Consider the following 786-nt stretch of genomic DNA (forward strand, 5'->3'; position numbering starts at 1 on the left):
TATGCGTTGGTTTCAGTGTTTAAGGTGGTATGCGGTAGCATCGGTATTGCGTTGTTCACACCTTAACAGGGCGTTAGGCAAAATGGGTGACTAATGAGACAAATTAGATATGTTCATCTCGATGAAATTGAGCCTGAAAAATTTCTCCCAATATTAAACAAGTTAAGTATTCGAAAGCATCTAGTTGCTCACGATGAGTTTGATTCTGTGTCAGTGAAGTATTGGATTAAGGATAAACTCAACGAAGACCGAATTGAAGGTTGTAAAGTAAGAGCTATAGAGTTAGATGAAAACTTAGTTGGTTGGTGTGGTATTCAGTCGTCGGAGTTGGGCTTTGAAATTGCTATGGTTCTCGATGATAGTTGTTGGGGGCTTGGTAAGCAGGTATTTAAGTCACTTATGACTTGGTCTCGAAACTATGGTCACGAGATGGTATATATCCACTTACTGCATACGCGTCCAGAGTACGATTTCTTGCGTAGAAAGTCTCAAAGAGTGTTTTCAACAAAGATGTTGGGTAATAGATTTACAACTTACGAGTTGAGCGTTAGAAATTTTGCCTAACAAAGCATTTAAGAGGGACAATCAACGCGTGGCACTTTTGTTTTGGGTGAGCATTTGAGGTGACGGCTGGTTAGTTTGAGTTCAGCTGTTTGCGTTGCTTGCCCCTTAATGCGGCGTTAGCTTATCAATATAAAGCATCTACACCATATTATTTCAGGTGATTTTGTGGTAATTGAGATTGCCCCAATACAGCTACGATTAGGATAAAATCATCTTCCTTTG

1 protein-coding gene and 1 pseudogene are annotated in these 786 nt (G+C 39.8%); one reads left to right on the plus strand and one right to left on the minus strand.

Translation table 11 applies throughout. The features are described from left to right. Positions 1 to 93: 93 nt before the first annotated feature. Positions 94 to 564: a hypothetical protein gene (locus EXA13_RS16625; protein ID WP_001249002.1), complete on the plus strand. Its 471-nt coding sequence runs from the start codon at positions 94 to 96 to the stop codon at positions 562 to 564. 148 nt (positions 565 to 712) lie between these two features. On the opposite strand, the pseudogene EXA13_RS16630 reads toward EXA13_RS16625, so the two are convergent. Beyond that, positions 713 to 786, minus strand: a pseudogene (locus tag EXA13_RS16630) (type II toxin-antitoxin system RelE/ParE family toxin); the annotation flags it as partial.

Source organism: Vibrio cincinnatiensis, assembly GCF_022113815.1.
Classification (GTDB): domain Bacteria; phylum Pseudomonadota; class Gammaproteobacteria; order Enterobacterales; family Vibrionaceae; genus Vibrio; species Vibrio cincinnatiensis_A.

Excerpts from the sequence above, each read along its gene's own strand:
- EXA13_RS16625 (WP_001249002.1), top strand. The coding sequence starts at position 94 with ATGAGACAAATTAGATATGTTCATCTCGATGAAATTGAGCCTGAAAAA.